At 70.0% G+C, this 22,472-nt stretch carries 20 protein-coding genes; 9 read left to right on the forward strand and 11 right to left on the reverse strand.

Annotation, left to right across the window (positions count from 1 at the left end; genetic code table 11):
* Positions 1-11: 11 nt before the first annotated feature.
* The 4 genes from ABXS86_RS16285 to ABXS86_RS16300 all read right to left on the reverse strand — a co-directional run bounded on the left by ABXS86_RS16285 (position 12) and on the right by ABXS86_RS16300 (position 5,222).
* Complete coding sequence (locus ABXS86_RS16285) at positions 12-1,964, reverse strand: glycogen debranching N-terminal domain-containing protein (RefSeq protein WP_353665144.1); 1,953 nt, start codon at positions 1,962-1,964, stop codon at positions 12-14.
* A complete protein-coding gene (locus ABXS86_RS16290; RefSeq protein ID WP_373459221.1) occupies positions 1,961-2,794 on the reverse strand; it encodes a carbohydrate ABC transporter permease in 834 nt (277 codons plus the stop codon). Before ABXS86_RS16290 ends, ABXS86_RS16285 begins: the two co-directional genes overlap by 4 nt.
* Before the next feature lie 77 nt (positions 2,795-2,871).
* Positions 2,872-3,981: a carbohydrate ABC transporter permease gene (locus ABXS86_RS16295; protein ID WP_353665146.1), complete on the reverse strand. Its 1,110-nt coding sequence runs from the start codon at positions 3,979-3,981 to the stop codon at positions 2,872-2,874.
* Positions 3,978-5,222, reverse strand: coding sequence for an extracellular solute-binding protein (locus ABXS86_RS16300; RefSeq protein ID WP_353665147.1), 1,245 nt, complete (start codon positions 5,220-5,222; stop codon positions 3,978-3,980). Before ABXS86_RS16300 ends, ABXS86_RS16295 begins: the two co-directional genes overlap by 4 nt.
* Positions 5,223-5,471: 249 nt before the next feature.
* Between ABXS86_RS16300 and ABXS86_RS16305 the strand changes: the two genes are divergently transcribed.
* The gene (locus ABXS86_RS16305; protein WP_353665148.1) at positions 5,472-6,470 is read left to right on the forward strand and encodes a LacI family DNA-binding transcriptional regulator; all 999 of its coding nucleotides are present in this window, start codon (positions 5,472-5,474) and stop codon (positions 6,468-6,470) included.
* A gap of 105 nt (positions 6,471-6,575) precedes the next feature.
* On the opposite strand, the gene ABXS86_RS16310 is transcribed toward ABXS86_RS16305, so the two are convergent.
* Positions 6,576-7,349, reverse strand: a complete 774-nt coding sequence (locus ABXS86_RS16310) for an IclR family transcriptional regulator (RefSeq protein ID WP_353665149.1) — start codon at positions 7,347-7,349, stop codon at positions 6,576-6,578.
* Between the two features lie 61 nt (positions 7,350-7,410).
* Here ABXS86_RS16310 and hutH point away from each other — a divergent pair, with 61 nt between their 5' ends.
* From hutH to hutI, 3 genes are read left to right on the forward strand one after another with little or no spacing between them, the layout of a single operon-like run.
* On the forward strand, positions 7,411-8,934 hold the full coding sequence (gene hutH, locus ABXS86_RS16315) for a histidine ammonia-lyase (RefSeq protein WP_353665150.1): 1,524 nt from the start codon (positions 7,411-7,413) through the stop codon (positions 8,932-8,934).
* Between the two features lie 43 nt (positions 8,935-8,977).
* Positions 8,978-10,726, forward strand: a complete 1,749-nt coding sequence (locus tag ABXS86_RS16320; protein WP_353665151.1) for a urocanate hydratase — start codon at positions 8,978-8,980, stop codon at positions 10,724-10,726.
* Entirely contained in the window at positions 10,720-11,907 is a 1,188-nt protein-coding gene (gene hutI / locus ABXS86_RS16325) for an imidazolonepropionase (protein WP_353665152.1), read from the forward strand. Before ABXS86_RS16320 ends, hutI begins: the two co-directional genes overlap by 7 nt.
* Before the next feature lie 291 nt (positions 11,908-12,198).
* On the opposite strand, the gene ABXS86_RS16330 is transcribed toward hutI, so the two are convergent.
* The 5 genes from ABXS86_RS16330 to ABXS86_RS16350 form a co-directional block, all read right to left on the reverse strand.
* Entirely contained in the window at positions 12,199-12,663 is a 465-nt protein-coding gene (locus ABXS86_RS16330) for a SixA phosphatase family protein (protein WP_353665153.1), read from the reverse strand.
* Positions 12,660-13,565, reverse strand: coding sequence for an agmatinase family protein (locus ABXS86_RS16335; RefSeq protein ID WP_353665154.1), 906 nt, complete (start codon positions 13,563-13,565; stop codon positions 12,660-12,662). The genes ABXS86_RS16330 and ABXS86_RS16335 overlap by 4 nt, the downstream gene beginning before the upstream one ends.
* Complete coding sequence (locus ABXS86_RS16340; RefSeq protein ID WP_154097531.1) at positions 13,562-13,927, reverse strand: gamma-glutamylcyclotransferase family protein; 366 nt, start codon at positions 13,925-13,927, stop codon at positions 13,562-13,564. Before ABXS86_RS16340 ends, ABXS86_RS16335 begins: the two co-directional genes overlap by 4 nt.
* A 77-nt stretch (positions 13,928-14,004) precedes the next feature.
* Positions 14,005-15,279, reverse strand: a complete 1,275-nt coding sequence (locus ABXS86_RS16345) for a DUF445 domain-containing protein (RefSeq protein ID WP_144834037.1) — start codon at positions 15,277-15,279, stop codon at positions 14,005-14,007.
* Positions 15,279-16,439 (reverse strand): acyl-CoA dehydrogenase family protein, encoded by a 1,161-nt coding sequence (locus ABXS86_RS16350; RefSeq protein ID WP_353665155.1) that lies wholly within the window; start codon positions 16,437-16,439, stop codon positions 15,279-15,281. Before ABXS86_RS16350 ends, ABXS86_RS16345 begins: the two co-directional genes overlap by 1 nt.
* A 112-nt stretch (positions 16,440-16,551) precedes the next feature.
* On the opposite strand from ABXS86_RS16350, the gene ABXS86_RS16355 reads away from it, so the two are divergent.
* Complete coding sequence (locus tag ABXS86_RS16355; RefSeq protein ID WP_353665156.1) at positions 16,552-16,956, forward strand: pilus assembly protein CpaE; 405 nt, start codon at positions 16,552-16,554, stop codon at positions 16,954-16,956.
* A 48-nt stretch (positions 16,957-17,004) separates the two neighbouring features.
* Here the strand turns inward: ABXS86_RS16355 and ABXS86_RS16360 are convergent, their stop codons facing one another.
* Positions 17,005-18,210 (reverse strand): MFS transporter, encoded by a 1,206-nt coding sequence (locus ABXS86_RS16360; protein ID WP_251508051.1) that lies wholly within the window; start codon positions 18,208-18,210, stop codon positions 17,005-17,007.
* A gap of 386 nt (positions 18,211-18,596) precedes the next feature.
* Between ABXS86_RS16360 and nrdH the strand changes: the two genes are divergently transcribed.
* From nrdH to nrdF, 4 genes are read left to right on the forward strand one after another with little or no spacing between them, the layout of a single operon-like run.
* Positions 18,597-18,830: a glutaredoxin-like protein NrdH gene (gene nrdH / locus ABXS86_RS16365; protein ID WP_055838040.1), complete on the forward strand. Its 234-nt coding sequence runs from the start codon at positions 18,597-18,599 to the stop codon at positions 18,828-18,830.
* Between the two features lie 28 nt (positions 18,831-18,858).
* Complete coding sequence (gene nrdI / locus ABXS86_RS16370) at positions 18,859-19,299, forward strand: class Ib ribonucleoside-diphosphate reductase assembly flavoprotein NrdI (protein WP_251508050.1); 441 nt, start codon at positions 18,859-18,861, stop codon at positions 19,297-19,299.
* On the forward strand, positions 19,281-21,437 hold the full coding sequence (nrdE, locus tag ABXS86_RS16375) for a class 1b ribonucleoside-diphosphate reductase subunit alpha (RefSeq protein WP_144834043.1): 2,157 nt from the start codon (positions 19,281-19,283) through the stop codon (positions 21,435-21,437). The genes nrdI and nrdE overlap by 19 nt, the downstream gene beginning before the upstream one ends.
* 38 nt (positions 21,438-21,475) lie before the next feature.
* Complete coding sequence (nrdF, locus tag ABXS86_RS16380; RefSeq protein WP_144834045.1) at positions 21,476-22,450, forward strand: class 1b ribonucleoside-diphosphate reductase subunit beta; 975 nt, start codon at positions 21,476-21,478, stop codon at positions 22,448-22,450.
* Positions 22,451-22,472: the final 22 nt, after the last annotated feature.

Below are 22,472 nucleotides of genomic sequence, written 5' to 3' on the forward strand. Positions count from 1 at the left end.
GCCCGGCGGGCTCACACCCCGGGGGCGGGTGTGAGGGCTGTGAGGCAGACCACCGCGGCGGCAGCCGACCACGCCTGCGGACGGCAGGCGGCGGGGTAGGGCGTCGGCACCGACGAGTGGGTGCGCGGGTCGCCCGCGTGCAGCTCGGGCACGCGGTACGCGAAGCCCTCGGCGGCATCGAGCAGGCCGTCGACGACCGCGCGCGCCTGGTCGTGCAGGCCCGCGCGCAGCATGCCGTGCGCGGCGATCGCAGTGTCGTGCACCCAGACGCTGCCCCCGTGGTACGACAGCGGCCAGTATCCGGCGGCACCGGTCGACATGGTCCGGATGCCGTATCCGCTCGACATGCTCTCGCCGAGCAGCAGCTGGGCGACGTGCGCCTCTTCGTCGGGGGAGAGGATGCCGGTGCCGAGCAGGTGCCCGATGTTGCTCGTCATCGTGTCGACCGGGCGCTTGTCCCGATCGAGGGCGACGGCGGGGTAGCGGCCCTCGGACGTCTCGACCCAGTACGTCGCGGCGAAACGATCCTTCAGGTCGGTGGCCCACGCACGCCAGAACGCGACGTCGTCGGCATCCGCCCCCTCACCGAACTGCTCGAGCAGATCGGCTCCGGCGAGGGCGGCCTCGTACGCGTACGCCTGCACTTCGCACAGGGCGATCGGACCCTCGGCGAGGCTGCCGTCGCGCCACTGGATGGAGTCGCCCGAGTCCTTCCACCCCTGGTTCGACAGGCCCGTGCCCATGCGGTCGATGTAGTCGAGGAAGCCGTCGCCGTCGCTGTCGCCGCTGTCGCGGATCCAGCCGAGGGCGCCGCGGAGCGTCGGGAGCAGCTCGCGCACCTCGGCCTCGGGCATGCCGGCGCGCCAGGCGTCGGCGAGCAGGCAGATCCACAGCGGGGTCGAGTCGACGCTGCCGTAGTACTTCGGCGGCAGCACGATGCCCTCGCCGGGGATCTCGAGCGCCGAGGCCCGCAGCTCGTGCAGGATCTTGCCCGGCTCCTGCGCGGTCTGCGCGTCGTCGTCGGCGCCCTGCAGACGGGCGAGGACACGCAGAGTGGATGCCGCGATCTCGCTGTCGAGCGGGAGCGCGAGCCGCGCGGCCCAGATCGAGTCGCGGCCGAAGAGCGTGAAGAACCACGGCGCTCCGGCGGCGAAGAACTCGTCGTCGGGGTGATCGGGGAGCACGAGCCGCAGGGCGTCGAGGTCGTCGAGCGCCGTGCGCAGCCATCGCGACAGGCGCGGGTCGGGGGCACCGGCGGCGACCGCCGCGGCATCCCATCGCGCGGGAGCGGCGGCCGAGCCCACGACGAGGGTGTCGTCGCGCAGCGTCAGCGTCCAGCCGATCTCGGCGAAGCCGAAGGGGGCGATCTCGACGCTCCACTCGGCCTCGACGTCGTGATCGGTCGACGCCACGCGAGCGCCAGGGGCGACGAGTTCGAGGCCCTGGGCGCCGGCATCCACCCGGATCTTCTCGCCCTCGATCACGGTCTCAGCGTCACGAGCGGAAGCGTGACCCGACTTCACCTCGTGCAGCTGGGCGAACTCGGGCGTGAGCGTCAGGCGCAGCGTGGTGCGGATCGGCTGGTCGACGCGCGAGTGCACGGTCCACGACTCGCTGACCACGCCGTCGGCGACGCGGCGGTCGCGCAGCAGTCGCACCTTCGGGTCGGGGGTGGTGTCGTCGAGCCCGCGCAGCAGTCCGCCGAAGACCACGCGCGAGGCGCCGTCGGGGGCGGTCGAGATCCACTCGATCGGCGAGCCGTCGCAGCTCGCGGTGAGCGCGCGCACGTGCCGCACGTCGCCGTGGTACACGCCGTGCACCGCCGCCGTGCCCATGTCTCCCGTGCCGTCGGACCACACCTGGGTGGGGGCCCGCAGCACGATGAGCGCATCACTGAGCAACGGTTGCAGGGGAGGGGTGTCGACCGTCGTCCCGGCAGGCGAGGTGGTGGGGGCGGTGGTCATTCTTTGACGGCTCCTTCGCTGGCGTTCATGATGCGGCGCTGGAAGATGAAGAACACCACGGCGACCGGGATCGTCATGATGGCCGCGGCCGCGAGTTTGAGGGGGAATTGGCTGCCCTGGCTGAGCTGACCGCTCGCCAGCGCCGCCACGCCCTTGGTCAGGGTGGTGAGTTCGGGCGACTGGGTGGAGATGACGAAGTGGCTCAGCTCGTTCCACGATCCCTGGAACGACAGGATCACGATCGTGATGAGCGCGGGCCGGGCCATCGGCAGCACGACCGACCAGAAGATGCGGAACGTGCCGGCTCCGTCGATCCGCGCCTGCTCCTCGACCGAGGGCGGGATCGACTCGAAGAAGTTCTTCATGATGAACACGCCGGCGGCATCGACCAGCAGCGGCAGGATCATGCCCGCATACGAGTCGTAGATGCCGAGCTGGTTGATCACGAGGAACTTCGGGATCAGCAGCACCACCGTGGGCACGGCCATCACGGCGATCAGGGCCGCGAACACGACCCCGCGCCCGCGGAACTGCAGGCGGGCGAGGGCGTACCCGGCGAGGGAGTTGAAGAACACCCGGCCGGCGGTGACGAACAGGGTCACCACGACCGAGTTGCCGAACCACACGGGGAAGTCGGAGTTCAGGAACAACCGCTCGTAGGCCGCCCACGTGAACGGCTGGGGCGCGAGCGAGATCGGGTCGGCCGCCGCCGCGGCATCCGTCTTGAACGACGTCGCCACCTGTACGAGGAACGGATAGAGGTAGATGACCGCGAGCACGATCAGCAGGACGTAGAGACCGATCTGCCAGCGCAGGGCCTTGCCCGACATGCGGTGCTTCACCGGCCGGGACGGCCCGTCGATGCGTTGTTCGGCGAGGACGGTGGTCTGGGGAGAGGCCGTGACGGTCATCGCTTCGCTCCCTTCTCTGCGGGCACCTCGTATTGACGCAGGCGTCGGCGCGAGACCGGGCGGTCGCGCAGCACGAAGCGCTGCAGGATCGTGAGCGCCACGATGATGACGAAGAGCACGAAGGCGATCGCCGCGCCCTGCCCCCACTGCTGCGACAGGAACGCCGAGGAGTAGCTGAGGTAGGCGGGTGTCAGCGTGGTCTTTCCGGGGCCGCCCTGCGTGCCGGTGTAGATCTGGTCGAACACCTGCCACGTGCCGATGAGGCCGAGGGTCAGCACCGTGAACAGCACGGGCTTGAGCTGCGGCAGGGTGACGCGCCAGAAGCGCTGCCAGCCGGTCGCGCCGTCCATCATCGCGGCCTCCTGCACGTCGGCGCCGATGTTCTGCAGGCCGGCGATGAACAGCAGCATGAAGGTGCCCGAGGTGGTGAACACGGCCATGAGGATGAAGGCCGACATCGCGACCGAGGGACCGGCGAGCCAGTCCCACCACGAGACGCCGAGCATCGTGTTGCCGGTGAGGAAAGCCGGGCCGCTGGTGATGCCCACGGCTCCGAGCAGGTTGTGCACGACGCCGGACGGGTCGCTGAACCAGTTCGGTCCGTTGATGCCGAACCACGACAGCGCCTCGTTGACGGCGCCGGATGCTGAGAAGAGGAAGAGCCACAGCACGGTGATGGCCACCGAGCTCGTGACCGAGGGGAAGTAGAAGGCGGTGCGGAACAGGCCGCGTCCGCGCAGAACGGCACGGTTGACCAGCACCGCGAGGAAGAGCGACAGGGCCGTCTGCAGCGGCACGACCAGCAGCACGTACCAGGCGTTGTTGCGCAGCGCCGTGCCGAAGTCGCGTTCGGCGAGACCGCCGCCGGTGGTGACGGCGGCGTAGTTGTCGAGACCGACGAAGCCGACGTTGGACGAGAAGGGGCTGCCGCGCCCGGTCCAGTCGGAGAAGCTCACCCACAGCGCCATGAGCACGGGGACGAGCAGGAACACGCCCAGGATGATCAGCACGGGGGCGGTGAAGAGCCAGCCGGCGGCGGCCTCGCCGCGCCGGATCCCCGGGGAGGAGGATCCGGCGCGACGCGGCGCTGAGGTGAGAGCACTCATGGTTGCGTGGTGATGGCCTCGAGGTTGGACTGCGCCGTCTGCAGCAGCGCCTGCGGGTCACCCGTCTTCAGCGACTCCAACTGCGCGTTGAAGTCGGTGATGACGTCGGCGGCACCGGCCATGTTCGGCGGGAACTGCGCGTACTCGGCTCCGGAGAGGAACGCCGTGAGGTCGGGGTTCGCGGTGCTCCACGCGTCGGCGGCCGACTGGATCGAGGGCATCGGGCCGAACGCCTTCGAGAACGCCAGCTGCTGGTCGGTGCTCGTCAGGTACTCCACGAGCGAGCGGGCCTGCTCCTGGTTGCCGCTGTCGGCGGCCATGCCCCAGCAGTTGGTGAACTGCAACGTGCCCTTGCCGCCGGGGCCTGCGGGCAGTTCGGCGACCTTGTACTTCACATCGGGGTAGTCGGCCGACATGGCGCCGGTGATCCAGTTGCCCTCGATGACCATCGCGGCCTTCTGGGTGCCGAACGCCTCGCCGCCCCAGCCCGCGCCCACATCCGACGCGAACGCGAACGTGCCGTCGTTCAGGTGCGTCTTGACGTAGTTCAGCGCCTCGACGTTGGCGGAGCTGTCGGCCGTGGCCGTGCCGTCGGAGACGAGTCCGCCTCCGGCCTCGGCCATGAACGCGCCCACGCGCTGGTACTCCGCGCCGAACGCGAGGCCGACGCGGCCGTCGGTGGTGAGCTTCTGGGCGACGGATGCCAACTGGTCCCAGGTCGTGGGGACATCGGCATCCGTCAGCCCTGCCGCCGACCACAGGTCGGTGTTGATGATGAGGGCCAGGGTCGAGAAGTCCTTGGGCGCGCAGTAGAACTTGCCGTCGACGGTGAAGTTGTCGACGAGCGAGGGGTAGAAGTCGTCCTTGTTCGCCAGGTCGTCGCCGTAGGCGGCGATCGAGCCGTTCGCCGCGTATCCGGCGAGGGCCTCGGGGGCGAGGTAGAACAGGTCGGGCGGCGAGCCCGCCGCGAAGCCCTGCGAGAGCTGCTGGGGGAGGTCGTTGGCGGTCTGGACCTCGGCCTGCACGCCCGACTGCTCGCTCCAGGCGGCGACGGCGTCGGTGACGGCCTTGGTCTCGGCGTCGCCCGAGGAGCCGATGAGGATGCTGAGCGTGCCCGAGCCCGAGGCCTGGGATTCGCCGGGGGTGTCGTTGAATCCGGAGCCGCACGCGGTGAGCGTGAGGGCTCCGGTGGCGAGAAGTGCGCCGGCGGCGAGCCAGTTCCGGGCGGTGTGCCGTGTCATGTGTCTCTCTCCTTCGATGAGGCATGCGACCCCTCCGGGTGCTCGGAGGGCCGTCGGTTTGATCGTTCAAATGACGGTCCGACAACGGTAAAGAACGGCGGCGTTTCCTGTCAAGCGGTTGCCCGCCCGCTTAGGCTGTCGGTCTGGCCGCCCGGCCTGCACCCGCCGTCGTCGCGGATCGCGGAGGCGCCGGAGGATCGGAAAACCGGATGCCGTGGGGCACCGGCCACGGCACGGGGGAGACGAGACATGGCGAAGGCGCCCACCGTCGACGACGTCGCACGCGTCGCCGGGGTCTCGCGGCAGACCGTGTCGAACGTCGTGAACACCCCCGACATCGTGCGCGAGGCCACCCGTCTACGCGTCGAAGCCGCGATCGCCGAGCTCGGCTACCGCCCCCACGCCGCCGCGCGCCGCCTGCGCACGCGTCGGAGTTCCACCATCGGCATCCACCTCGATCCGTACGCCGGGGGGATCTCGGGCGTCGTGCTCGACCGCTTCGTGCACGCCCTCACCGAACGCGCGGGCGAGCGCGACATGCGCGTGCTGCTGTACGCCGCGCGCACGCCCGAAGAGGAGATCGCCCGCCTCGGCGACCTGATCGAGGGGGGAGAGGTGGATGCCGTCGTCATCACCGGCACCTTCCACGGCGACCCGCGCACGGGGTGGCTGCTCGACCGCGCCCTGCCGTTCGTGTCGTTCGGACGGCCGTGGGGCGAGGACGACGTCGAAGCCCCCGCGCACCTCTGGGTCGACGTCGACGGCGCGGCGGGCACGCGCGCGGCGACTGCGCACCTGCTGGCGCAGGACAGCCAGCGCATCGCCTTCCTCGGGTGGCCCGCCGGGTCGGGCACCGGCGACGAACGCGAACGCGGGTGGCGCGAGAGCGCGGCCTCGGGACCGCGATGGGTCGTCGAAGAGAACGTCTCGGCGGCTCGCGACGTGGTCGCCGCCGGCCTCGCCGCCGACCCGGGCGTGACGGGCATCGTGTGCGCGAGCGACTCCCTCGCGATCGGCGCGCACCTCGCCGTGACCCTCGCCGGCCGGAGCGACATCACGGTCATCGGTTTCGACAACACCCCCGCGGTGGAGGCGCTCGGCCTGTCGAGCGTCGAGCAGTTGCCCGAGAAAGTGGCATCCGGAGCCCTCGACCTGCTCATGGGCGAGAACGGCACGGTCGTCGCCCCCCGCGCGCCGACGGCGGGCGCGGCGCACGTGCTGGTGGAGCCGCGCCTCGTCGTGCGCTGAGGCGCTGGGGTGGGCGGTGGCGGCTGAGGGGCGGTTTGGGGCGGGATCTGTCGTTTGGGGCGAGAATTTCCTGCCCCGAACGACGAAACTCGCCCCGACCGCGCGTCAGGCCGGTCGGCCGATGCGGCGGGCGAGCTCGGCGGCGGTTCCGGATGCCGCTGACGCCAGCGCCGCGGCATCGCGCGGGGGTCCGTCGGCCGGCCACGTGATCGCCACGGCCGCGGCGGGCCACCCGGCATGGTCGAGCACCGCGGCGGCGACGGAGGCGAATCCGGGGGTGACCTCGCCGTTCTCGCTCGCGTGGCCGTCCGCCCTCACGAGGCGGAGCACCTCGCGCAGCTCACGGGGGGTTGCGGGGCCCGCGCCGTGGCGCTGGGTGAGGGCCGTGGCATCCGGAAACAACGCCCGCACCTGTTCGCGGGGGAGCGCCGCGAGCATGGCCCGTCCCGTGGCCGTGAGGTGGGCGGGCAGGCGCACGCCGACGTCGGTCACGAGCGCGGGGCGGCGCGGGGCGCGCTCTTCGACGATGTACAGCACATCTCGTCCGGCCAGCACGGCGAGGTGGGCCGATTCGCCGACTCGGTCGGAGAGCCCCGCCAGCAGCGGACGGCCGAGGCGGGCGAGGGGCTGTTGCCGGGCGTATCCGCCGCCGAGCTCGAACGCCGCGGTGCCGAGGCCCCAGCGGCGATCCCCGGGCAGGTGCACGACGTAGCCGTGCTGCTCGAGGGTCGCGAGCAGGTGATAGACGCTCGAACGCGGGATGCCGAGGGTCGTCGCCATCGACTGTGCGGCCATCGGGCCGGGCTGGCGCGCGAGCAGCGAAAGGATCCGCAGCGTCTGATCGGCGGCGGGGACCTGCGGGCGGGGAATGTCTGGCATGACAGACACAGGATGCCAGAACCCCGTCGTCGCGCGACAGTGCGCGCGATGGAATCGGCGTATGAACTCGAGCGTCACCGTCGGATCCCAGCCCCTCACCCCTCAGGACGTCGTCGCCGTGGCGCGACACGACGCGCGGGTGACGGTGGACGACGATGCCCTGCAGCGCGTGGCCGACACCCGCGCCCTCATCGAGGCGCTCGCCGACGACCCGCAGCCGCACTACGGCATCTCGACCGGCTTCGGAGCGCTGGCGACGACCTTCATCGCCGAGGACCGACGCGCTCAGCTGCAGGCGAGCCTCATCCGCTCGCACGCCGCCGGCACCGGCTCCGAGGTGGAGCGCGAGGTGGTTCGCGCCCTCATGCTGCTGCGCCTGCAGACCCTCGCGACCGGTCCCACGGGGGTGCGCCCCGTCGTGGTCGAGACCTACGCCGCCCTGCTCAACGCCGGGATCACCCCGGTCGTGCGCGAGTACGGCTCCCTCGGCTGCTCGGGCGACCTCGCGCCCCTGTCGCACGTGGCCCTCGCGGTGATGGGCGAGGGCGAGGTGCGTGACGCCGCCGGCGATCGGCGATCCGCCGCCGACGCCCTCGCTGCCGTGGGGATCGCCCCGGTCGCCCTGCGCGAGAAGGAAGGCCTCGCGCTCATCAACGGCACCGACGGCATGCTCGGCATGCTGCTGCTGGCCCTGCACGACCTCGAGATGCTGCTCACCACGGCCGACGTCTCGGCGGCGATCTCGATCGAATCGCAGTTGGGGACGGATGCCGTGTTCGCGGCCGACCTCATGGCGCTTCGCCCGCAGCTGGGGCAGGCGGCATCCGCGGCGAACCTCCGCGCGTTCCTCGCCGGCTCGCCGATCGTCGCGAGCCACCGCGGCCCCGAGTGCACCCGCGTGCAGGATGCCTACTCCCTGCGCTGCGCCCCCCAAGTGCACGGCGCCGCGCGCGACACGATGACCCACGCGGTGCAGGTCGCCGAGCGCGAGCTGGCATCCGCCGTCGACAACCCCGTCGTCACCGTCGACGGGCGCGTCGAGTCGAACGGCAACTTCCACGGCGCCCCCGTCGCGTACGTGCTCGACTTCCTCGCGATCGCGGTCGCCGACGTGGCCTCGATGTCGGAGCGCCGCACCGACCGCGCGCTCGACGTCGCCCGCAGCAACGGGCTGCCGCCGTTCCTCGCCGACGAGGTGGGGGTCGACTCGGGCCTGATGATCGCGCAGTACGCCGCCGCCGGGATCGTGTCGGAGCTCAAACGCCTCGCCGCCCCCGCCTCGGTCGACTCGATCCCCTCGAGCGCCATGCAGGAGGACCACGTCTCGATGGGCTGGGCGGGTGCCCGCAAACTCCGTCGCTCGATCGACGGGCTCGCCCGCGTGCTGGCGATCGAAGTGCTCACCGGATGCCGCGCCCTCGACCTGCGCGCTCCGCTCGAGCCCGCGGCGGCCACCGGCGCCGTGCGCGACCTCGTCCGCACGCGTGTCGAAGGCCCCGGCCCCGACCGCTTCGTCTCGCCCGAGATCGAGGCGGTCACCGAGCTCGTCGCCTCGGGCGCGGTAGCCCGGGCCGCCCTCGCCTGACGTACCGCATCCGCTTTCCGCCTCGATCGAAGGAGATCACGCAATGACCGACACCATGAACCCCGCGCAGGCTTCCCCCGTTCCAGATGCCGCCGCGTCGGCATCCGCCCCGCACGGCCCGATCCGCGCGGCGCGTGGCTCGGAGCGCACCGCGAAGAGCTGGGGCGCCGAGGCCGCGAAGCGCATGCTCATGAACAACCTCGACCCTGAGGTCGCCGAGCGCCCCGACGACCTCGTCGTCTACGGCGGCACGGGCAGGGCCGCGCGGTCGTGGGCGGCGTACGACGCGATCGTGCGGACCCTCGACGAGCTGGAGCCCGACGAGACGCTGCTCGTGCAGTCGGGCAAGCCGGTCGGCGTGTTCCGCACGCACGAGTGGGCGCCGCGCGTGCTTATCGCCAACTCGAACCTCGTGGGCGACTGGGCGACCTGGCCCGAGTTCCGCAAGCTCGAAGAGCTCGGGCTCACCATGTACGGCCAGATGACGGCCGGGTCGTGGATCTACATCGGCACGCAGGGCATTCTGCAGGGCACGTACGAGACGTTCGCGGCCGTCGCGCGCTCGCTCGGTCGGGCTTCGACAGGCTCAGCCACCGGGCCGGCGGCTCCCGCGGGCGACCTGAGAGGAACCCTCACCCTGACCGCCGGGTGCGGCGGCATGGGCGGGGCGCAGCCGCTCGCCGTCACGATGAACGGCGGGGCGGTGCTCATCGTCGACGTCGACCGCACGCGCCTCGACCGTCGTGTCGCCCACGGGTACCTCGACGAGGTCGCTCCCGACCTCGACACGGCCATCGAACGGGTGAGCGCCGCACGCGAGGCGGGCGAGGCGCTGTCGGTCGGCGTCGAGGGAAACGCGGCCGAGGTGTTCCCGGAGCTTTTGGCCCGCGGCATCCGGATCGACATCGTCACCGACCAGACGAGCGCGCACGACCCGTTGTCGTACCTGCCGATCGGTGTGTCGGTCGACCAGTGGCAGGCCGAAGCCGCCCGTGACCCCGAGGATTTCACCCGCCGCGCGCGCGAAAGCATGGCGACCCACGTGAAGGCGATGGTGGGGTTCCAGGATGCCGGGGCGGCGGTGTTCGACTACGGCAACTCGATCCGTCGCGAGGCCGAACTCGGCGGGTACGACCGCGCGTTCGCGTTCCCCGGCTTCGTGCCCGCGTACATCCGCCCGCTCTTCGCCGAGGGAAAGGGACCGTTCCGCTGGGTCGCGCTCTCGGGAGACCCGGAAGACATCGCCAAGACCGACCGCGCCGTGGCCGAGCTCTTCCCCGAAGACGCCGCTCTTCACCGCTGGCTCGACAAGGCGGGAAAGCAGGTGCACTTCGAGGGGCTGCCCGCGCGCATCTGCTGGCTCGGCTACCAGGAGCGCCACCTCGCGGGCCTGAAGTTCAACGAGATGGTGGCCTCGGGCGAGCTGTCGGGGCCCATCGTGATCGGCCGCGACCACCTTGACGCGGGATCGGTCGCCTCTCCCTACCGCGAGACCGAGGCCATGGCCGACGGGTCCGACGCCATCGCCGACTGGCCCCTGCTCAACGCGCTATTGAACACCGCGAGCGGGGCGTCGTGGGTGTCGATCCACCACGGCGGTGGGGTGGGGATCGGCCGCAGCATCCACGCCGGACAGGTGTGCGTCGCCGACGGCACCGAGCTCGCCGCCGAGAAACTCGCCCGCGTGCTCGTCAACGACCCCGGCACGGGGGTCATGCGTCACGTGGATGCCGGCTACGACCGCGCCCGCGAGGTGGCGGCCGAGCGCGGCCTGACGGTGCCGATGTGGTGAGCGGTTCCGAGCGGGTCGGCCGCGCGTTCGTGCTGACGAACATCGGGGAGCTGACGACGAACGTCGCGGCCCCGGGTGATGCCTGTGGAACCCTGCGCGGTGCCGCCGTGCTCGTTCGGGACGGACGGGTCGAGTGGGTGGGGTCGGCGGATGCCACTCCGACCGACGTTCCGGTGGTGGATGCCGAGGGTCGCGCCGTCATCCCCGGCTTCGTCGACAGCCACACCCATCTGGCCTTCGGCGGCGACCGAGCGGAGGAGTTCGCGGCCCGGATGGCCGGTGAGTCGTATGCCGCGGGGGGTATCCGCACCACTGTCGCCGCGACCCGAGCGGCATCCGACGACGAGCTGCGCGCGCGGCTCGCAGCCCTGGTCAGGGAGTGCCGAGCGCAGGGGACGACCACCCTCGAGATCAAGACCGGCTACGGGCTCGACGTCGAGACCGAGACGCGTCTCGCGCGCCTCGCGAGCGAGGTCACCGCCGAGGTCACCTTCCTCGGCGCGCACGTCGTGCCGGCGGAATACGCCGGGCGGGGCGACGACTACGTCGAGCTCGTGGTCGGCGACATGCTCGACGCGGTGGCTCCGCACGCGCGGTGGATCGACGTGTTCTGCGAGGAGGGCGCGTTCACGCCGACTCAGAGCCGCCGGGTGCTCGAGGCGGGCCGTGCCGCGGGTCTCGGCATCCGGGTGCACGGGAACCAGCTCGGCTTCGGCGGGGGAGCGGCCCTCGCCGTCGAGCTCGGCGCCGCGGCGGTGGACCACTGCACGTACCTCACCGACGACGACGTCACCGCGCTCGCCGGCTCGGACACCGTGGCGACCCTGCTGCCGGGGGTGGAGTTCTCGACGCGGCAGCCGTACCTCGACGCACGACGGCTGATCGACGCGGGCGTGACCGTCGCTCTCGCGAGCGACTGCAACCCCGGATCGAGCTTCACCAGTTCGATGCCGCTCATGATCGCCCTGGCCGTGCGCGAGATGGGAATGACGGTGGCCGAGGCCGTGTGGGCGGCGACTGCCGGAGGTGCCCGCGCGCTGCGCCGCACCGACGTGGGAGTGATCCGGCCCGGAGCGCGCGCCGACCTCGTGCTGCTCGAGGCGCCGACCCGCGTGCACCTCGCCTACCGGCCGGGCACGCCCCTCGTGCGGACGGTGTGGAAGGACGGGGCCGAGGTCTGAGGCGTCGCGCGGGCGGACGGCGGGGCCGCTCGGCGGGCCGGGCTGGACCGTCGTGCGGATGCCGCGGGCGACACGCCGGGTGCCGGGTCGCGCGGGGCGGCGTGTCGGGGCTGAGGTCCGCGGGACGGCGGGTCGGCGGGGTCCCGCCGGAGTATGCCGTCGTGCGGATGCCGCGGGCGACACGCCGGGTGCCGGGTCGCGCGGGACGGCGTGTCGGGGCTGAGGTCCGCAGGACGGCGGGTCGGCGAGGAGGTGAGGCAACCCGGCGGGGCCAGACGGCCCGGGCCGGCCTCAGGGCGTCAGCAGCTCGAACTCGTCGGGAGGGGTCGCGTCGACGTCGTCCCACGTGCCGTCGTGCCAGGTGAAGATCGCCACGGCGCACGTGACCATGCGCTCGTCGCGGTCGGCGAGACGCGAGACGAGGGCGCTCATGCCGGGGTCGTGCGCGACGACCATCAGCTCGTCGACCCCTGCGGCGCGCGCGGACGCGAGAATCTGCGCGGGGTCGGCCAGGTACAGCTCGGCGAGCTCGGTGACCTCGGCGTCGAACGCTTTCGCGAAGAACTGCGCCGTCTCCCTTGCGCGCACGGCCGTGCTCGACAGCACGGTCTCCGGTCGGACGCCCTTGCGCACGACCATCCGCGCCATCGCCGGTGCGTCGCGGCGACCGCGATCGTTGAGCGGACGCTCGTGATCGTCGAGGCCTTCGTCGGCCCAGTCCGATTTCGCGTGCCGCGCGAGGATGAGTTGGATCATCGTCTTTCCGCCATTCCTGCCAGGATCTCCAGAACGCACAGCGCGGCCAGGCGCACGGTGCGGGCGTCGGCGGTGTCTGCCGTGGCATCCACCTCGACGATGTCGGCGCTGATCACGCCGGAGTCGCGGGAGAGGCCGCGCACGAGAGCGCGCAGCTCCCACGCGGCGAGGCCTCCGGGAACGCTCGCCGGGCACCCCGGTGCGACCGAGCGGTCGCACACGTCGACGTCGACATCGAGGTGGATGCCGCCGGCGTCGGCCGACGCGGAGCCCGCTCCGGCGATGCGCAGAGCGTCGGCGATCACCGTGTCGATGCCGCGACGGCGGAGCTCGTCGAGGGTGATGACGGTGATGCCCGCCTCGTTCGCGCGCTGTGCGTAGGCCGCGGAGTTCGTGAAGTCGGCGATGCCGATCTGCACGATGCGCGAGGGATCGAGCCCGTCGGCGATGAGCCGGCGTACGGGGGATCCGTTCGATTCGCCGTCGCGCAGGTCGAAGTGGGCGTCGAGGGTGATGAGCCCGCGGGCGCGGCGTCCTTGAGCGACCGCGTAGGTCGCGGAGTTGTCGCCGCCGAGGGCGATCACCATGCGTGCGGCGCTGAGGTCGGCGACGGCGTCGCGCACGCGCTGTTCGCCCTCCTGGCCGTCGGGTTCGGTGACGTCGCCGGCATCGACGATGCTCAGGACGTCGTCGAGCGAGACCGGTGGCCGACCCATCAGCGTGGGCGAGAAGCGGCGGAGTGCCGCGCGAACCGCCGCGGGCGTTTCGCCGGCGCCCGTGGGCGACAGTGACGTGCGCCAGGCGGGGACGCCGAGCAGAGCGGCATCCGCAACCGTGTCGGGCGAGGGGACGGGCCAGTCTCCGGCGCGGGGCCAGAGCGGATCGACGGACAGGGCGGTCATACGGCGACGTAGACCCATGCCTCGGCGCCGCTCGACAGAGTGACCCGCGTGCGCCGCGAGACGGTCGCCATGTACTCGTCGGCCGCGTCGAGTTCGTCTGCCGTGAGCTGCAGCACGCTGCCGAACACGCGATCGCGCGGGTCGTCGGTGCGCCGCAGCGCACGATGGCGATCAGCCAGAGCCGAGGCGGTGTCGACACCGCCGGGATCATGGACGCCGGTGGCGTCGATCCATTCGAGACGGAAACCTGTCAGTGCGTCGTCGTCGCCGTCGACACGGCGTCCGAACGTGTCGAGTTGCACGTCGGACGACTGCAGCGTGCCGTACGTGAAGAGCGACTCGGCGTCCGTTCCGTCACTCACGCGCCCCAGGCTACTCACCCTGCTGCGCCGCAGGGCGGTGCGACGCGACGGATTTCGGCGCGCCACCGTGAGCCCGCTCACGAACCCCAGATCACGTGGGCGACGGTGAAGATCACGAGCCCCGCGAGGGCGCCGACGATTGTTCCGTTGAGGCGGATGTACTGCAGGTCGCGTCCGACCATCAGCTCGATCTTCTCGGTGGTCTCTTCGGCGTCCCACCGCTCGACGGTGTCGGTGATGATCGAGGCGATGTCGTGCCGGTAGCGGCCCACCACGAACACGGCCGCGTCGGTGACCCAGCCGTCGACGCGCTTCTGCAGGACCTCGTCGCGCTGCAGACGCTCGCCGACCTCGGCGAGGGCGGCCGTGGCGCGGCGCCGGAGGGCGCTGTCGGGGTCGCCGAGCGAGCGGAGCAGCCCGGCCTTCGCGGTATTCCACGCATCGGCGGCCAATTGACGCACGCGCGGGCTGTCGAACACCGCGGCCTTCGCCTCTTCGAGGCGCACCATCGTGGACGGGTCGTGCTGCAGGTTGTCGGCGAGACGCCCGAGGTAGCCGTCGATCGCTCCACGCGCCTGGTGGCGGGGGTCGGCGCGCACGGCGTCGACGAACTGGACCGCCTCGCGATAGACGGTGTCGTCGACGAGGCGCGCCGCCATGCTCGGTACCCACGCCGGCAGGCGTCGGGACACGAGGCCCTGGAAGGTGTCGCGGTTGTTGCCCAGCCACACGGCGATGTTGTCGAGGGCGAGGTCGACCGCCCCGTGGTGCGCTCCCGACGACACGACCCGTTCGAGCCACCCTCCGATCGAGGGGCCCCAGTCGGGCGAGAGGAGGTGCTCGCGGGCGAGGTCTTCGATGAGGCCCTGCACATCGTCGTCGCTCAGCGCGGTGAGCACGCTCGAGGCGAGCGTCGCCCCCTCTGCGGCGACGCGTTCGGCGTGGGCGGGCTCGGCCAGCCATGCACCGGCGCGAGCCGAGAGCGGTGTGGACTCGAGCTTGGTGCGGACGACGTCGCCCTCGAGGAAGTTCGTCTCGACGAACTCGCCCAGTTGCCGACCGATCTCGTCTTTGCGGCGCGGGATGATCGCCGTGTGAGGGATCGGCAGACCCAAGGGGTGCCGGAACAACGCGGTGACGGCGAACCAGTCGGCGAGGGCACCGACCATGCCGCCTTCGGCGGCGGCGCGCACGTACTGCAGCCACTCCACCTCGCGCTGCAGCGAGAACGACACGGCGAAGACGATGGCCATCGCCACCAGCGCACCGAGGGCGACCCCCTTCATGACGCGCAGAGCGCGACGGCGCTCCTGATCGGCCGGGCTCAGAGCGCGCGTGGGCGTGCGCGCCATCAGGAGGTCACCGGACCGAGCCACGCGGTGGCGGTCGTCGCGTGCGCCGACTCGGCGTCGGACGGGTGGAACATGCCGGCCAGCACGTCGCGGTACAGGCGGCTCAGCTCATGACGCGAGAAGTACGCCGCGCCGCCGCCGACGAGGACGGCGTCGTCGACCACCTCTTTCGCCATCGCCACGGCGCGGTACTTCACGCCGGAGAGCAGCGAGAACCACCGCGGCCCGTGATCGGCGAGCGAGTCGACGTCGTTCGCGAGCGCGGCGAGCTGGGGAGGCATGGCGTCGTAGGCAAGCGCCATGTCGGCGATGCGCCAGCGGATGTCGGGGTCGTTGGCGTAGATGGTGCCGGTCTTCTTCGAGGTGCGCGCGGTGGCGGCCTCGACCGCGAGGTCGAGCGCGCGCCGCGCGATGCCCGTGTACACCGACGCGAGCAGGATCTCGAAGACGGCGAAGATGCCGAACACGAGCGGATCGGGCGTGGGACCCGGGTCGATCCGGCGCACGACGCGGTCGGCGGGGGCGTGCGCCCCGCGGAGCTCGGTGGTGCGGCTCTGCGTGCCGCGCATGCCGAGGGTGTCCCAATCGTCGCGCGTGACGACCTCGTCGGTGCGGTCGAGGAAGGCGAACACCGTCTTCGGGCCGTCGGGCGACTCGGTGTCGAGGCCGTGCACACCGAGGTGGTTCCACACCGGCGACAGCGAGGTGAAGATCTTCGTCCCCGTGAACGTGTAGCCGCCCTCGCCGTCGGGACGCGCCACGGTGTCGCTCCCGGCCAGGACCAGGTCGTTGCCGGCCTCGCTGATGCCGAAGGCGAACACCTCGCCCGCGACGGCCCCCTCTTCGACGAAGGCCAGATCGTCGATGCCCCGATCGCGCAGCACTTTGGCGACGCCCGTCCAGACGAGGTGCATGTTGATCGCGAGGGCCGTCGCCGGGGCAGCCCCCGCGAGCCGCTGCTGCAGCACCGAGGCCTCGGCGAGGCTCAGATCCGCGCCGCCGTGCTCGGTCGACACCAGGATGCTCAGGTAGCCGGCCGCGCGCAGCTCGTCGAGGTCGTCGTGCGGGAAGGTGTTCTCGTGGTCGTGCACCACGGCTCGCTCGCGGATGCGGGCCAGCAGGTCATCGGGCAGGAACCGAGCCGGATCGAACGAGGTCATGGCATCCATTGTGCTCGGGACCACCGACATCGGGGTGGGGGTAGCGTCCGCTAGCCGAACCGCTTCGGGTGATGTCGGCCCGATCGCCCCGACGGCCCCCAGAATGGATGCCATGATCTCGACCGAGATGGCCCTGGCCCTCCGCGAAGCCGGACTCGCGTGGCATCCGCGCTCGGGGGACCGCTTCCAGCTCGACGAGCCGGAGTTCGACGCCGACGTCTTCACCGTGAGCGAGATGACCGTCGAGCCGCGCGATTATCCGACGGGTCGCATCCTCGCGTTCAACGGCACCACCGAGTGGGCGCTCGACTCGGTCGCGACCGAGGACGCCCTGTGGCTGCCGTCGGAATCGCAGCTGCGCGAGCTGCTGCGCTCCACCTTCCGCTCGCTCCGCCGCCTCTCCGACACCTACGAGGTCGAGATCGCGGTCGGTGGATCCACGATCGTGTTCGATCACCCCGAACCCGCCGACGCCTACGCGCTCGCCGTGCTCGAGCTGCTGCGTCGTACGCACTGAGCCGCCGCCGACGGACATGTTCCGGATGCCGGACACCCCGGCATCCGCTCAGGTGATGGTGGGAACCGGCTCGGTGTCGGGGATGGGGCTGGCGTCGCGGTGGCGCAGGTCGGGGAACCCGCGCACGAAGATCACCGACACGATGAACCCGGCCACGGCGAAGCCCGCCGCCGCCACGTACGCGCCGGTCGGGCCGACGCCGTCGACGAGGAAGCCGGCCACGGCCGACCCGGCCGCCGCGCCGATCAGCTGCCCGGTGCCGATCCATCCGTAGGCCTCGGCGGTTTCGCTGAAGCGCACGCTCGCGGAGGTCATGGCGAACATCACGGCCAGCGCGGGGGCGATGCCGGCGCCGGCGACGAGGAGGGTCGCACCGATCCACCACGCGTTCAGCGAGAAGACGGTGAGCGAGAGCCCGACCGCCACGATCGCGAAGCGACGGGCCATCGCCCAGCGGCCGATCGGGATGTGCCCGAACGAGAGGCCGCCGGCGAGGCTGCCGACGGCGAAGACGGCGAGGATGAGCCCCGCCTCGAGACCGCCGTGGTCGAACGTGGCCACGACACCGGCCTCGACGGCCGAGCACGCGCCGATGAGGAGGAAGCCGGTGGCCGTGGCGAGGATCACGGGCGGCTTGGCGAGAACGCGACCGAGACCCCGGCGGCTGCGCGGGATGCGCACGCGCCCGACCTCGGGGCTGAGGATGAACCACGCGCCGCCGCCGATGAGGATGACCACGACGAGCAGCAGCCCGGGCACCGTGCCGATCTGCGTCGCGACGAGGGTGATGAGCACGGGCGCGAGCACCCAGATGATCTCTTGCAGCGAGGCGTCGAGCGAGTACAGGGGTGTCAGCTGCTTGGAGGGGACCATCTTCGGGTAGATGGTGCGCACGGCCGACTGCACCGGCGGTGTGGACAGGCCCGCGATCAGGCCGAGCGTCATGTAGAGGGGGAGCGGCATCTCGATCAGCGCGAGGGTCGCGATCGCCGCCGCGCACACGAGGAGCGTGACCGAGAGCACCCGGCGCATGCCCCAGCGGCCCATCCACCGGCTGGTGACGGGACCGGCGACGGCCTGCCCGAGGCTCGTGGCGGCCAGCACGAGACCGGCGGCGCCGTACGACCCCGTGACGTGCTCGATGTGCAGCAGGACGGCCAGGCTCGTCATGCCGTTGGGGAAGCGCGCGGTCAGCTGCGCGGCGATGATGCGCCCCACGCCAGGGGTTCTGAGGAGTTCGCGGTAGCCGGCCACCGCACAACGCTACCGCCGACCTCCGACACCCGCCGAGCGGTGCCGATCGACGGATGCCGCGACACGCCGCGACACGCCGGAGTCGAGATTCCACCGCCTGTGCGATGTCGGAACCCCCGTCTAGCGTCCGATCTGTGGACAGACGACGGACGACGACGCGAGAACCGCGGAATCGCGCCTGTTAACAGAGCGAGAAGAGGGGGTCGATCTGTGGATGAAATCGTGGACAACCTGTGTTGTACATGGGGAGAGACGGTGGAAAATCACATCGATGTAACTACTACCCCTTGTGGTGCCTTCCGATGTCCGTCCCCATATGTAGTATTGAGGTCCCGGCGAGCCCTGCCCGTCCGGACGAAGATTTTCCAGGGGAGAGAGAGAACGACATGGCGATCACGGTCTACACCAAGCCGTCCTGCGTCCAGTGCACCGCGACGTACCGCGCACTCGATTCGAAGGGCATCGAGTACAACGTGCTCGACCTGTCCGAAGACCCGTCGGCCCTCGAGCAGGTCAAGTCGCTCGGGTACCTTCAGGCCCCCGTCGTCATCACCGACGAGGACCACTGGTCGGGCTTCCGTCCCGACAAGATCGACGAGCTCGCTTCGCGACTCGCCTGATCCCGCGACACGCTCTGAGACCTTCGTCATGAGCGCTGTCATGTCGGCGACCGAGGCTCCGCTGCTGGTCTACTTCTCGAGCGTGTCGGGCAACACCGCACGTTTCATCGAGAAGCTCGGCAAGCGGGCCGTGCGCATCCCGCTCCGGCCGACCGATCCGCCCCTTCACGTCGACGAACCCTTCGTGCTTGTCACCCCCACTTACGGTGGGGGTGCCGGCCGGGGCGTCGAGAAGGGCGCGGTCCCCAAGCAGGTCATCCGGTTCCTCAACGAGGAGCGGAACCGACGCAACATCCGCGGGGTCATCTCCGCGGGGAACACGAACTTCGGCGACGCCTTCTGCCTCGCCGGAGACATCATCGCGCGCAAATGCGCGGTGCCGCACCTATACCGGCTGGAAGTTTTCGGCACCCCCGACGATGTCGAGCGGGTCACCGAGGGATTGGAACGATGGTGGAAGTTGAGCTGACCGACGTGGACGTGAAGACCGAGGCGCGATTCGAGGGAATGGATTACCACGCCCTCAACGCGATGCTGAACCTGTACGACGCCGACGGCAACATCCAGTTCGACGCCGACAAGCGGGCGGCGCGGGAGTACTTCCTGCAGCACGTCAACCAGAACACCGTGTTCTTCCACTCGCTCAAGGAGCGCCTCGACTACCTCGTCGAGAAGGAGTACTACGAGCCCACCGTGCTCGCGAAGTACTCGATGGACTTCATCCAGGAGCTCAACGACCGCGCCTACGGTGCGAAGTTCCGTTTCGAGACCTTCCTCGGTGCGTTCAAGTACTACACGAGCTACACGCTCAAGACCTTCGACGGAAAGCGCTACCTCGAGCGCTTCGAGGACCGCGTCGTCATGACCGCCCTCGCCCTCGCCGACGGCGACCAGCGTCTCGCCGTGCAGCTGGTTGACGAGATCATCTCGGGTCGCTTCCAGCCCGCGACCCCCACGTTCCTCAACGCCGGCAAGGCGCAGCGCGGCGAGCTCGTGTCGTGCTTCCTCCTGCGCATCGAAGACAACATGGAGTCGATCGCCCGCGGCATCAACTCCGCCCTGCAGCTGTCGAAGCGCGGCGGCGGCGTGGCCCTGCTGCTGTCGAACATCCGCGAGGCGGGTGCGCCGATCAAGCAGATCGAGAACCAGTCGTCGGGCATCATCCCCGTCATGAAGCTGCTCGAAGACAGCTTCAGCTACGCCAACCAGCTCGGCGCGCGTCAGGGCGCCGGTGCGGTGTACCTCAACGCGCACCACCCCGACATCCTGCGCTTCCTCGACACCAAGCGCGAGAACGCCGACGAGAAGATCCGCATCAAGACGCTGTCGCTGGGTGTCGTCATCCCCGACATCACGTTCGAGCTCGCCAAGAACGGCGAGGACATGTACCTCTTCTCGCCGTACGACGTCGAGAAGGTCTACAAGAAGCCCTTCGGCGACATCTCGGTCACCGAGAAGTACCGCGAGATGGTCGACGACCCGCGCATCAAGAAGACGAAGATCAACGCGCGCGAGTTCTTCCAGACCCTCGCCGAGATCCAGTTCGAGTCGGGCTACCCGTACATCATGTTCGAAGACACGGTGAACAAGGCCAACCCGATCGCCGGTCGCATCAACATGTCGAACCTGTGCTCGGAGATCCTGCAGGTCAACACCCCGACGACGTACAACGAAGACCTCTCGTACGACACCATCGGCAAGGACATCTCCTGCAACCTCGGCTCGATGAACATCGCGCTGGCGATGGACGGCGGCGACCTCGGCCTCACGGTCGAGACCGCGATCCGCGCCCTCACCGCGGTGAGCGTGCAGAGCCACATCGCCTCGGTGCGTTCGATCGAAGACGGTAACGACCGCTCGCACGCCATCGGCCTCGGTCAGATGAACCTGCACGGCTACCTCGCTCGTGAGCACGTGTACTACGGCTCCGAAGAGGGCATCGACTTCACGAACATCTACTTCTACACGGTGCTCTTCCACGCGCTGCGGGCATCGAACCGCCTCGCGATCGAGCGCGGCGCGGCCTTCGACGGCTTCGAGAACTCGACGTACGCGTCGGGTGAGTTCTTCGACAAGTACACCGACCAGGTGTGGGAGCCCGAGACGGCCAAGGCCAAGGAGCTGTTCGCCGGCATCCAGATCCCCACGCAGGACGACTGGCGCGAGCTGAAGGCGTCGGTGCAGGCCCACGGCATCTACAACCAGAACCTGCAGGCGGTGCCCCCGACCGGTTCGATCTCGTACATCAACAACTCCACGAGCTCGATCCACCCGATCGCCTCGAAGATCGAGATCCGCAAGGAAGGCAAGCTCGGTCGCGTCTACTACCCGGCTCCGTTCATGACGAATGAGAACCTGGACTACTACCAGGACGCGTACGAGATCGGCTACGAGAAGGTCATCGACACGTACGCCGCGGCCACGCAGCACGTCGACCAGGGCCTGTCGCTGACGCTGTTCTTCAAGGACACCGTCACCACCCGCGACATCAACAAGGCGCAGATCTACGCCTGGCGCAAGGGCATCAAGACCATCTACTACATCCGTCTGCGTCAGCTGGCGCTCGAGGGCACCGACATGACCGAGTGCGTCTCGTGCATGCTCTGAGCCGCTGACCCCTCATCGATCAAGGACACAGGAACGACATGGCTGAGAAGCTGCAGTTGCTGAACCACGTGCAGGCCATCAACTGGAACCGCATCCAGGACGACAAAGACCTCGAGGTCTGGAACCGTCTGGTGAACAACTTCTGGCTGCCCGAGAAGGTGCCGCTGTCGAACGACATCCAGTCGTGGAACACGCTCACCCCCGAGGAGCAGACGCTCACGATGCGCGTGTTCACGGGGCTCACGCTCCTCGACACCATCCAGGGCACGGTCGGTGCGGTCTCGCTCATCCCCGACGCGATCACCCCGCACGAAGAGGCCGTCTACACGAACATCGCGTTCATGGAGTCGGTGCACGCCAAGAGCTACTCGTCGATCTTCTCGACGCTGTGCTCCACGAAGGAGATCGACGAGGCGTTCCGCTGGTCGAGCGAGAACGAGTTCCTTCAGAAGAAGGCGCGCATCGTCATGGACTACTACCGTGGCGACGACCCGCTCAAGCGCAAGGTCGCCTCGACCCTGCTCGAGTCGTTCCTGTTCTACTCGGGCTTCTACCTGCCGATGCACTGGTCGAGCCGCGCCAAGCTCACCAACACGGCAGACCTGATCCGCCTCATCATCCGCGACGAAGCCGTGCACGGGTACTACATCGGCTACAAGTTCCAGCGCGGTCTCGAGACGGTCGACCAGGCCCGTCGCGACGACATCAAGGACTACACGTTCTCGTTGATGTACGAGCTCTACGACAACGAGGTGGGCTACACGCAGAGCCTGTACGACTCGGTCGGACTGAGCGAAGACGTGAAGAAGTTCCTTCACTACAACGCGAACAAGGCGCTGATGAACCTCGGCTACGAGGCGATGTTCCCTGCGTCGGTCACGAACGTGAACCCCGCGATCCTGTCGGCCCTGTCGCCGAACGCCGACGAGAACCACGACTTCTTCAGTGGTTCGGGCTCGTCGTACGTCATCGGCAAGGCCGAGGCGACCGAAGACGACGACTGGGACTTCTGACCCCTTCTCGAGAACGGCCCCG

The sequence above is a fragment of the Microbacterium sp. che218 genome (genome assembly GCF_040436305.1).
GTDB lineage: Bacteria > Actinomycetota > Actinomycetes > Actinomycetales > Microbacteriaceae > Microbacterium > Microbacterium algihabitans.

Bases quoted from the DNA above. Each gene is read 5' to 3' on its own strand.
- ABXS86_RS16285 (WP_353665144.1), bottom strand. From the start codon at position 1,964: ATGACCACCGCCCCCACCACCTCGCCTGCCGGGACGACGGTCGACACC.
- ABXS86_RS16290 (WP_373459221.1), bottom strand. From the start codon at position 2,794: ATGTCGGGCAAGGCCCTGCGCTGGCAGATCGGTCTCTACGTCCTGCTG.
- ABXS86_RS16295 (WP_353665146.1), bottom strand. From the start codon at position 3,981: ATGAGTGCTCTCACCTCAGCGCCGCGTCGCGCCGGATCCTCCTCCCCG.
- ABXS86_RS16300 (WP_353665147.1), bottom strand. From the start codon at position 5,222: ATGACACGGCACACCGCCCGGAACTGGCTCGCCGCCGGCGCACTTCTC.
- ABXS86_RS16305 (WP_353665148.1), top strand. From the start codon at position 5,472: ATGGCGAAGGCGCCCACCGTCGACGACGTCGCACGCGTCGCCGGGGTC.
- ABXS86_RS16310 (WP_353665149.1), bottom strand. From the start codon at position 7,349: ATGCCAGACATTCCCCGCCCGCAGGTCCCCGCCGCCGATCAGACGCTG.
- hutH (WP_353665150.1), top strand. From the start codon at position 7,411: ATGAACTCGAGCGTCACCGTCGGATCCCAGCCCCTCACCCCTCAGGAC.
- ABXS86_RS16320 (WP_353665151.1), top strand. From the start codon at position 8,978: ATGACCGACACCATGAACCCCGCGCAGGCTTCCCCCGTTCCAGATGCC.
- ABXS86_RS16330 (WP_353665153.1), bottom strand. From the start codon at position 12,663: ATGATCCAACTCATCCTCGCGCGGCACGCGAAATCGGACTGGGCCGAC.
- ABXS86_RS16335 (WP_353665154.1), bottom strand. From the start codon at position 13,565: ATGACCGCCCTGTCCGTCGATCCGCTCTGGCCCCGCGCCGGAGACTGG.
- ABXS86_RS16345 (WP_144834037.1), bottom strand. From the start codon at position 15,279: ATGGCGCGCACGCCCACGCGCGCTCTGAGCCCGGCCGATCAGGAGCGC.
- ABXS86_RS16350 (WP_353665155.1), bottom strand. From the start codon at position 16,439: ATGACCTCGTTCGATCCGGCTCGGTTCCTGCCCGATGACCTGCTGGCC.
- ABXS86_RS16355 (WP_353665156.1), top strand. From the start codon at position 16,552: ATGATCTCGACCGAGATGGCCCTGGCCCTCCGCGAAGCCGGACTCGCG.
- nrdH (WP_055838040.1), top strand. From the start codon at position 18,597: ATGGCGATCACGGTCTACACCAAGCCGTCCTGCGTCCAGTGCACCGCG.
- nrdI (WP_251508050.1), top strand. From the start codon at position 18,859: ATGAGCGCTGTCATGTCGGCGACCGAGGCTCCGCTGCTGGTCTACTTC.
- nrdE (WP_144834043.1), top strand. From the start codon at position 19,281: ATGGTGGAAGTTGAGCTGACCGACGTGGACGTGAAGACCGAGGCGCGA.
- nrdF (WP_144834045.1), top strand. From the start codon at position 21,476: ATGGCTGAGAAGCTGCAGTTGCTGAACCACGTGCAGGCCATCAACTGG.